Genomic DNA, 7,392 nt, shown 5'->3' on the forward strand with positions numbered 1-7,392 from the left:
GGCCGATCCGTTCTTCTTCGTCGTCGTCGCGATCTTCAGGAGGCGCACAGCGCCTGGAACTGTTCCTTGCTCAGCAGCACCCGCACGCCCTGGCGCACAGCAGTGGTGGTGCCGCTGGCCGCGTGCGCCACCGAGGTGCTGATGTCCCAGACCGTGTTGTATTGCTCGGGCAAGGCGTCGAGCCCGGCGCCGGCGGTCGATCCGCCGCCGCCGATGCCGCCGATGCCGAGCCCGCCGCCACCGGTCTCGGTCGATCGGGTTGCGCGCACGCAGGTGGGTGCCGCCACCTGCACCGTGTAGTCGACCGTGCCGTCGTTGTCGATGTCGACGCGGCTCACCGTTTCCTGCGGGGTCGCGAGCGAGGGCGACCCGTCGGCGCCCGGCAGCAGCAGCGAACTCGCGACCTCCTCGATCGCGCGATTTGCAGCCGCGACCGCTTCATTGCGGTTCTGCATGTTGCCCACCGACTTGAGGTTGGTGTTGCTGAGCGTGAAGCCGGCCGTGACCGCCAGCGTGATCAGCACCAGCATGATCAGCCCGACGATGAGCGCGGCGCCGCGCTGACCGGCGAGAGAGGAGGGCGGCACTGGCGTCACGGCGTTTCCCTGCGGCCGGTGACGTTGACCAGGCGCACTGCCGTGGTGAACGCGTGGCGCTTGTAGCGGTCGTTGAACGGCCCGAGCGTGGCTGCTCCAAGGTTGTAGGTGCGCGTGTCGGTATGGCCGGGCGAGGTCTCGAGGCTGCGCGCCACCACGTAGAGCTTGAGCGACACCACGTTGATCAACTGGTCGGCGGTGCAGGGCGCGGCCGTGCTGCAGTGGATGAAATTGCCGTCGGGGCTACCGTCGCCGCGGTTGGTCGGCATGGAATGGTTGGCCGGGTCGGCCCAGGCGATGGCCGTGGTGTAGTCGACGACCGCACCGGTCTTGCCGAGCGTGTCCAGGCCCAGTTCGACGCGAAAGCCCTCGATGCCCTCGATCAGCGGCACCGGCGCCTGCTGCGCGAGGCCGGTCGGCGTCAAGTCGAAGCGCGAGCGCGCCAGCGTCGGGATGCCGTCGCCCACCGTTTCGGCGTGATCGCGCACGTAGTAGATGTCGGCCACGAACCGGCGCTTGGGCGCTGGCGTCGTGCAGTCCTTCAATGCCATGGTGGCGAAGCCGGCCGTCGCGAGATCGAAGTCCGACGGCTTCTGCGTGCCGCAGAAAGACGACTGGAAATACAGCTTGCCGTCCGTATCCGCCTCGCAGCCGGCCGTGCCCGCGACGCACGGCTCGGCATGGCGCACCACCAACACGTCGGTGCCCGCCTTCTTGTTCGTCAGCAGCCCGGCACAGCCGGCCGGCACTGCGTCGTAGGCTTGCACCGGGATGTCGAGCAGGCTGCGCTTGAAATCGTCGGTCCAGTTCGCGGCCGTGTAGGGCAGGCAGGGGTCGGGCGCCGTCCCGGTCGGCACCTTCTGGGGCACGCCGCTGACCGTCAGGTCGTCGAACTGGGGCATGTAGTTTTCCCAGAAGCCCGCATGCGCGACCTCGTTCTCGAGCACGAACACGCTGAGCCGCCCGCCTTCGATCTGCCGGTTGACCTTGACCATCTCGCGCTGCGTGCTGCTCACGTTGAGGAACAGCGCGATCAGCGCGGCCAGCACCACCAGCATGATGGCGAGCGCCACCATCAGCTCGACCAGCGTCAGGCCGTGTTGGTGCCAGCGCCGGGCGCCGCGCGCCTGCGTCATGACAGCGCTCCGATGCGCACCAGCGTCGTCACCGTGCGCCGGCACCGGTCGGCCGAGCAGGCGGGCGAGGGCATGGCGGTGGTGGGCGCCACGTCGTACTGGTCCTTGCCGCAGGCCACGCCCTCGGGCGGTGCAGAAATGGGCACCAGACCCTGCCAGGCGACGGTGACCAGGTATTCGTTGTTGCCCAGGTCCTCGACGCAGCCGCGTCCGCCGATCATCGCGCCAAGCCGCGTGTCGCCCGAGGTCTCGGCCGCGCCCTGCAGCGCGTTGCACCATTCCATGGCATCGACCTGCTGGCGCGTGCCGGTGGCGGTCGGGCAGGCATCGCCCGCGCCGAGCGGCTCGCCCGTGACATAGCTCGCGGCCATGCGGCGGTTGATGGCGATGCGGCTGGCCATGTCGTTGAGCAGGATCAGCGCCTGCGAGCGCTGGTACGACTCCATCTCGGTCGACTGCAGCCGCGCCTGCAGCCCGACAAGGCCGAACAGGCCGAAGGCGACGATCAGGAGCGTGACAAGCACCTCGATCAGCGAGGTGCCGCGCTGCGCCCGTGCGGGCGCCGCCGACGACGAATGCCGAGTCACCATTTGTCGGCCGGCGTCTTCACGCCCTGGTTGTCGAGGGTGAGGTCGCCGTCGGGTTCCTGGGTGCCGGTGGGTGTGAAGGTCAGTACGTAGCCCGGAACCAGGCCGCTCGGCAGCGTGATCGTGTAGCCGTAGTTGGCCGCGACCTCCGGTGGCAGGGTGTAGCCGCTGGCCGCGAGGGTGACCTTGTTCGCATAGCTGCGGTTGGCCATCAGGAACTGCTGCTGTCGGTTGGCGATGTCCATCATCTCCGCCTGCGCAGCCGTCCGTTTGGCGCGCATCACATAGCGGGTGTAGCTGGGCAGCGCGACCGCGGCCAGGATCGCCACGATGACGACCGTGATCATCACTTCGATGAGCGTGAAGCCGCGATGCTGCACAAATGAATTCTTTGTCATTACGTTCAGCGTGCCATTGTGTTTCATATTGTTAGCAATGTGAATTTATCACATTACAACCGTTTGCAGGCCGAGTGTTGCAGGGCGGGGATGCTTCCGACCGATGGACGCTGGCGCCGTCCTACGTCGGGTCGCTGGGGCGTCACCAGAATCGATTCATTCATCTACGACCGACGCTCTTCGATGAGCAGGAGCCAGACGACATGAACAGAACACCCGGCAGCATGGGTTCAGGCGACGGAACCCGTCCCACCACCAGCGGTGGCGTGGACAACATCGGCGCAGGCGAGAAGTTCGCGAGCAGTTCCTCGGCCGCGGGCGAAGAGGACACGGCACCGACGCCGCCGGAGCGCATGCAGCAGAAGCGCCGAAACGCGGAGGCCGCCCGCCACGAAGGCTCCGCAGCCTACGGATTGCGCGAGAACTTCAGATCCGAAACCAATCGGGAGCCGCCAAACCCTGAGCAGGAGCGCACATGACATCGAAAAAGACATCGGGCAACGCCTTTCCTTTCCCCACCTCCGAAAATCACGGCAAGCCGCCGCCCCAGCCATCCACGCCGGTGCAGGAGGAGCCGAGCGAAGACGCGCTCGACAGCGGGGTCGAGGAATCCTTCCCCGCCAGCGACCCGGTTTCGGTGACAGTCACCAAGGTCAAGCTGCCGAAGGCGCCGCAGGACGACAAGGCAAAGAGCGACGCCGAGGGCAATGCTGGAAACAATCGTTAAATTAGTCATGCAGATGGGGTCGACAGGGGTGTAACCCGCTCCAGCTGGGTCGAGAACTAACTGGCGACCGCGCAATTCGCGTGGTTTGCTTGTTCAGTTCAACACCCTTCGGAGTACACCCATGATCCACCGTCCCCTCGCCATCACCGCCCTCGCGCTGGGCGCGCTCACCGCCAGCTCCGCCATGGCGCAAGACAAACCCATGGCCGACAAGATGGCCAAGATGGAAAAGTGCTACGGCGTCTCGCTCGCCGGCAAGAACGACTGTGCCGCCGGCCCCGGCACCACCTGCGCAGGCACCTCCAAGGTCGACTACCAGGGCAATGCCTGGAAGAACGTGCCCACCGGCACCTGCACCACGATCAAGACCCCGAAGGGCATGGGCTCGCTCGCACCGATCAAGTCCTGATCGGCGGCCGCCGCCATGTCGAACGTTCTCACGGCCGGAGTCGGCCTGAAACCGGAGCATTTCGAGCCAGCGCTCGGCGCACGCGCCCAAGGCCTGTGGTTCGAGGTGCATCCCGAGAACTACATGGTGGCCGGCGGGCCCCGGCTCGGATGGCTCGAAGCGATCCGGGCCCACCATCCGGTGTCGCTGCACGGGGTTTCGCTCTCGCTTGCGGGCGATGCCGAGCCTGATGCCGCCCACCTGCAGCGCCTGGTCGAACTGGCCCGTCGCATCGAGCCCGCGCTGATCTCCGAACACCTCGCCTGGTCGTCGTGGAACGGCTGCTACTTTCCGGACCTGCTGCCATTTCCGCGCAGCACGGCCGCATTGAAGCGCATCGCCGCGAACATCGCGCGCACGCAGGATGCGCTCGGCACCGCCATCGCAGTGGAGAACCCGTCGCACTATCTGCGCATCGACGGGCATGAATGGGACGAGATCGATTTCCTGCGCGAGCTGGCACGGCGCACCGGCTGCTCGCTGCTGCTCGACATCAACAACGTCTACGTCTCTGCGCGCAATCTCGGCTTCTCCGCCGACGAGTGGATCGACCGCTTTCCGCACGCGCTGGTCAGCGAGGTCCATCTGGCGGGCCACAGCACCGATCCGGCGTTGGGTGAAACCTTGCTGATCGATTCGCACGATGCGCCGGTCGCGGCCGAAGTCTGGCAGCTCTACCGCCGCTTCATCGAGCGCGCGGGTGCGCGGCCCACGCTGGTCGAGCGCGACGGCAACCTGCCGGGCTTCGGCGAGTTGATGGCCGAACGCGGGCAGGCGGCGGAAGAACTCACACGCGAGACAGTCCTACAGGAGTCCATCGCATGAACACGACCCTTGGCGACTTCCAGCAAGCCTTTGCGCAGGCCCTCTTTGCCGAGCCCGGCGCCGTTGCGCCCGAGATGCAGGCGCTGGCGGGGCAACCGGCTTTCGCGGTGTACCGCAACACCGTCATGAAGGGCTGCATCGACACGCTGCAAGCCAACTTTCCCGCGGTGGTTCGGCTCGTCGGCGAGGAATGGTTCCGCGCCGCGGCCGCCATCCACGCGGCCGTCGAAGCGCCGCAGGATGGCCGGCTGCTGCACTACGGCCATGGTTTTGCCGATTTCCTGCGCCAGTTCGAGCCGGCTGGCGAACTCGTCTACTTGCCCGGCGTGGCGCAGCTCGATGCCTTCTGGCGCGAAGCCCACGTCGCGACGGACGCGCCGGTGGCCGATGCCGGCTGGGTGGCCGGCCGCGATCTGGCCACGCTGGTGCTCGAGCCGCACCCGGCGGCCCGCTGGGCCTGGTTCCCGGACCAGCCGATCTTCAGCATCTGGGAACGCAATCGCCGGCACGATCCAGTCGACGAGGAACTGGATTGGCAAGGGGAGGGCGCCTTGCTCACGCGGCCGCACGACACCGTCCAGTGGCAGGAGATCCCGCGCGCCGGCTGCGTGTTCCTCGACGCCTGCGCCGAAGGCGCGAGGCTGGCCGACGCTGCCGAGGAAGCGCTGCTGGCCGACCCTGGCGCCGACCTGGCCGCCACCTTCGGCATCCTGCTGCGCGCTGGCGCCTTCGTTGGTGCGCAGGCCTCCATCGTTTCAACGGGAAGACCTTCATGAACAACAACAACAGCAGCCGCCTTCGCACCCACGCCATGCCGAACGGGGAGCGCGGCCCCCGCGCCAGCCTGCTCGCACGCTGGAACGCGGCCGCCGATCTGCTCACGCGCATGGTGCCGCACGACCTGCTCGCGCTTGCCGCGCGCGTGGCTGTCGCCGCGATCTTCTTCCTGTCGGGCCGCACCAAGGTCGAGGGCTTCCTCACGCTGAGCGACAGCGCCTATTACCTCTTCAGCACCGAATACAAGCTGCCGCTGATTCCGCCCGAGATCGCCGCGCACCTTGCGGCCTATGCGGAGCACCTGTTTCCGTTGCTGCTGGTGCTCGGGCTGTTCACGCGCCTGTCGGCGCTGGCGTTGCTGGGCATGACGCTGGTGATCCAGCTCTTCGTTTATCCCGACGCCTGGCCGACACACCTTTCGTGGGCCGCGCTGATGCTCTTGCTGGTGGGACGCGGGGCAGGCCGGCTTTCGCTCGACCGGGCGCTCGGCATCCGCTGACCCTGGGGGGCCGGCTCGGCTACTCGAGCGTGAAGCCGATCTTGACCGTGACCTGCCAGTGCGCGACCTTGCCGTCGACCACGTGACCGCGGGTCTCGGTCACGTTGAACCACTGGATGTTGCGCACCGTCTCGTGCGCCTTGGCGATGGCGGTCTGCACGGCATCCTCGATGCCGAGGGGCGACGAGCCCGTGAGTTCGAGCGACTTGTAGACGTGGTTCGACATGGCCTTGCTCCTTGTTGGAAAAATTGCACGCCCCCAGCTTGCGCTAGGAACCGAGCAGGTGCAAGGCCACCTCGCGCCGGTGCGCCCGGGCGCGGTGTTCCCAGAGGTAGATGCCTTGCCAGGTGCCCAGCGCCAGGCGGCCATCGGCCACCGGGATCGAGAGCTGGACCGCCGTCAACGCCGAGCGCACATGGGCCGGCATATCGTCGGGGCCTTCGTCGCGATGCCGGAACAGCGCATCGCCATCGGGCACGAGCCGCGCAAAGAAGCGCTCCAGATCGGCCTGGACCTCGGGGGCCGCGTTTTCCTGCACCAGCAGGCTCGCCGACGTGTGGCGGACGAACAGCGTGACGAGCCCGGTGCGCAGGCCGCTGCGTTCGACCCAGCGAGCGACCGCGGGGGTGATCTCCAGAAGGCCGCGTCCTGGCGTATCGAACGTGAGGGTGGTGGTCCTTTGGTCAAGCATGGCAAAACCTGTTGCGGGCAGATGCGCATCTTTCATTTAACATAATGCACATTGTGTTCCCTTAGAGGACGGTCTGATCGGCACCGGACCGGCGGATCGCCTTCAGGCCCGCCGCGTGCCCCCCGGCTGGCTCACCACTTGCCGTCCTTCGGAATGGCCTTCGGGCCGTTCTTTGCCCCGGCAGCCGCTTCGATCAGCTGCGCGGCTTCCGAACGGCTGGCCTTGTTCGCGAAATCGACCGCCGTCATGCCGAGCTGGTTCTTCATTGCCGTGTCGGCACCTTCGGCCAGCAGCAGCTTCACCGCCTCCGTCGAGCCGTACATCGCGGCCATCATGAGCGGCGTGGTGCCGTTGGGCGACTGCGCGTCGATGAATGCGTGCTTGTCGAGCAGCACCTTCATGATGCTCAGTTGCCCGCTCGATGCGGCGTAGTGCAGCGGCGTCCAGCCGGTCTTGTTGACGGCGGCGTCGCGCTTGAGCAACTGGGCCACCACGTCCTGCTGGCCCTTGATGGCGGCGAGCATCAGCGGCGTCTCGTCCTTGGGGTTGGCGATGTCGACGTCGGTCTTCGGCGATTCGATCAGCACCTGGATGACCTTTGGCGACGGCTCGCGCAGCGCGATGAGCAAGCCGGTCTGGCCATGCTCGTCGCGCGTGTTGGGGTCGAATCCGCGGTTCAGCAGCGTGCGCACGCCGCTTGCGTTGTG

Annotated in this window: 13 protein-coding genes; 6 read left to right on the forward strand and 7 right to left on the reverse strand. The window is 67.0% G+C overall.

Going from position 1 to position 7,392, the window contains the following annotated elements:
- Window positions 1-35: 35 nt before the first annotated feature.
- From AC3A6G_RS10585 to AC3A6G_RS10600, 4 genes are read right to left on the reverse strand one after another with little or no spacing between them, the layout of a single operon-like run.
- On the reverse strand, window positions 36-596 hold the full coding sequence (locus AC3A6G_RS10585) for a pilus assembly PilX family protein (RefSeq protein ID WP_487859121.1): 561 nt from the start codon (window positions 594-596) through the stop codon (window positions 36-38).
- Complete coding sequence (locus AC3A6G_RS10590; RefSeq protein ID WP_487859120.1) at window positions 593-1,732, reverse strand: PilW family protein; 1,140 nt, start codon at window positions 1,730-1,732, stop codon at window positions 593-595. The genes AC3A6G_RS10585 and AC3A6G_RS10590 overlap by 4 nt, the downstream gene beginning before the upstream one ends.
- Entirely contained in the window at window positions 1,729-2,322 is a 594-nt protein-coding gene (locus tag AC3A6G_RS10595; RefSeq protein WP_487859119.1) for a pilus assembly protein, read from the reverse strand. The genes AC3A6G_RS10590 and AC3A6G_RS10595 overlap by 4 nt, the downstream gene beginning before the upstream one ends.
- Window positions 2,316-2,717: a type IV pilin protein gene (locus AC3A6G_RS10600; protein ID WP_487859118.1), complete on the reverse strand. Its 402-nt coding sequence runs from the start codon at window positions 2,715-2,717 to the stop codon at window positions 2,316-2,318. Before AC3A6G_RS10600 ends, AC3A6G_RS10595 begins: the two co-directional genes overlap by 7 nt.
- Window positions 2,718-2,920: 203 nt before the next feature.
- On the opposite strand from AC3A6G_RS10600, the gene AC3A6G_RS10605 reads away from it, so the two are divergent.
- The 6 genes from AC3A6G_RS10605 to AC3A6G_RS10630 all read left to right on the forward strand — a co-directional run bounded on the left by AC3A6G_RS10605 (window position 2,921) and on the right by AC3A6G_RS10630 (window position 5,993).
- Window positions 2,921-3,196 (forward strand): hypothetical protein, encoded by a 276-nt coding sequence (locus AC3A6G_RS10605; protein ID WP_487859117.1) that lies wholly within the window; start codon window positions 2,921-2,923, stop codon window positions 3,194-3,196.
- Complete coding sequence (locus AC3A6G_RS10610) at window positions 3,193-3,444, forward strand: hypothetical protein (RefSeq protein ID WP_487859116.1); 252 nt, start codon at window positions 3,193-3,195, stop codon at window positions 3,442-3,444. Before AC3A6G_RS10605 ends, AC3A6G_RS10610 begins: the two co-directional genes overlap by 4 nt.
- 121 nt (window positions 3,445-3,565) lie before the next feature.
- Complete coding sequence (locus tag AC3A6G_RS10615) at window positions 3,566-3,853, forward strand: BufA1 family periplasmic bufferin-type metallophore (protein WP_487859115.1); 288 nt, start codon at window positions 3,566-3,568, stop codon at window positions 3,851-3,853.
- A gap of 15 nt (window positions 3,854-3,868) precedes the next feature.
- On the forward strand, window positions 3,869-4,717 hold the full coding sequence (bufB, locus tag AC3A6G_RS10620) for an MNIO family bufferin maturase (protein ID WP_487859114.1): 849 nt from the start codon (window positions 3,869-3,871) through the stop codon (window positions 4,715-4,717).
- A complete protein-coding gene (locus AC3A6G_RS10625) occupies window positions 4,714-5,493 on the forward strand; it encodes an HvfC/BufC family peptide modification chaperone (RefSeq protein ID WP_487873610.1) in 780 nt (259 codons plus the stop codon). Before bufB ends, AC3A6G_RS10625 begins: the two co-directional genes overlap by 4 nt.
- A gap of 35 nt (window positions 5,494-5,528) precedes the next feature.
- Window positions 5,529-5,993, forward strand: coding sequence for a DoxX family protein (locus AC3A6G_RS10630; protein ID WP_487873766.1), 465 nt, complete (start codon window positions 5,529-5,531; stop codon window positions 5,991-5,993).
- A 19-nt stretch (window positions 5,994-6,012) separates the two neighbouring features.
- Here the strand turns inward: AC3A6G_RS10630 and AC3A6G_RS10635 are convergent, their stop codons facing one another.
- From AC3A6G_RS10635 to AC3A6G_RS10645, 3 genes are all read right to left on the reverse strand, one after another.
- A complete protein-coding gene (locus AC3A6G_RS10635; protein ID WP_487859112.1) occupies window positions 6,013-6,219 on the reverse strand; it encodes a dodecin in 207 nt (68 codons plus the stop codon).
- A 43-nt stretch (window positions 6,220-6,262) separates the two neighbouring features.
- The gene (locus AC3A6G_RS10640) at window positions 6,263-6,685 is read right to left on the reverse strand and encodes a secondary thiamine-phosphate synthase enzyme YjbQ (protein WP_487873611.1); all 423 of its coding nucleotides are present in this window, start codon (window positions 6,683-6,685) and stop codon (window positions 6,263-6,265) included.
- 131 nt (window positions 6,686-6,816) lie between these two features.
- A partial coding sequence (locus AC3A6G_RS10645; protein WP_487873612.1) for an ankyrin repeat domain-containing protein occupies window positions 6,817-7,392 on the reverse strand: 576 nt, incomplete at its 5' end.

The sequence above is a fragment of the Variovorax sp. Soil_C_26 genome (assembly GCF_057657075.1).

Coding starts and splice junctions, on each gene's coding strand:
- AC3A6G_RS10630 (WP_487873766.1), top strand. CDS start 5,529: ATGCCGAACGGGGAGCGCGGCCCCCGCGCCAGCCTGCTCGCACGCTGG.
- bufB (WP_487859114.1), top strand. CDS start 3,869: ATGTCGAACGTTCTCACGGCCGGAGTCGGCCTGAAACCGGAGCATTTC.
- AC3A6G_RS10615 (WP_487859115.1), top strand. CDS start 3,566: ATGATCCACCGTCCCCTCGCCATCACCGCCCTCGCGCTGGGCGCGCTC.
- AC3A6G_RS10635 (WP_487859112.1), bottom strand. CDS start 6,219: ATGTCGAACCACGTCTACAAGTCGCTCGAACTCACGGGCTCGTCGCCC.
- AC3A6G_RS10605 (WP_487859117.1), top strand. CDS start 2,921: ATGAACAGAACACCCGGCAGCATGGGTTCAGGCGACGGAACCCGTCCC.
- AC3A6G_RS10595 (WP_487859119.1), bottom strand. CDS start 2,322: ATGGTGACTCGGCATTCGTCGTCGGCGGCGCCCGCACGGGCGCAGCGC.
- AC3A6G_RS10610 (WP_487859116.1), top strand. CDS start 3,193: ATGACATCGAAAAAGACATCGGGCAACGCCTTTCCTTTCCCCACCTCC.
- AC3A6G_RS10600 (WP_487859118.1), bottom strand. CDS start 2,717: ATGACAAAGAATTCATTTGTGCAGCATCGCGGCTTCACGCTCATCGAA.
- AC3A6G_RS10640 (WP_487873611.1), bottom strand. CDS start 6,685: ATGCTTGACCAAAGGACCACCACCCTCACGTTCGATACGCCAGGACGC.
- AC3A6G_RS10590 (WP_487859120.1), bottom strand. CDS start 1,732: ATGACGCAGGCGCGCGGCGCCCGGCGCTGGCACCAACACGGCCTGACG.
- AC3A6G_RS10625 (WP_487873610.1), top strand. CDS start 4,714: ATGAACACGACCCTTGGCGACTTCCAGCAAGCCTTTGCGCAGGCCCTC.